Origin of the sequence: Streptococcus sp. HMSC077D04, assembly GCF_001808785.1 — a bacterium.
In the GTDB taxonomy this organism is placed as follows: Bacteria; Bacillota; Bacilli; order Lactobacillales; family Streptococcaceae; genus Streptococcus; species Streptococcus mitis_BX.
The window spans coordinates 1-240 of sequence record NZ_KV794550.1; the positions used below are offsets into that span (position 1 = coordinate 1).

Annotated in this window: 2 tRNA genes; both read right to left on the minus strand. The window is 52.9% G+C overall.

The features are described from left to right. Positions 1-43 precede the first annotated feature (43 nt). Positions 44-117: transfer RNA gene (locus HMPREF2701_RS10390), tRNA-Ile, on the minus strand. Positions 118-130: 13 nt separating this feature from the next. Next, positions 131-204 (minus strand) — tRNA-Met (locus HMPREF2701_RS10395). Between the last annotated feature and the right edge of the window lie 36 nt (positions 205-240).

Genomic DNA, 240 nt, shown 5'->3' on the forward strand with positions numbered 1-240 from the left:
GTTCCCTTCAGCCGGACTTGGGTAATCCTCCATATTATTTAAATGGACCTTGTAGGACTTGAACCTACGACCACTCGGTTATGAGCCGAGAGCTCTAACCAGCTGAGCTAAAGGTCCAACAAGATCATTATAGCGGCGAAGGGGATCGAACCCCCGACCTCCCGGGTATGAACCGGACGCTCTAGCCAGCTGAGCTACACCGCCATATATCGGGAAGACAGGATTCGAACCTGCGACACC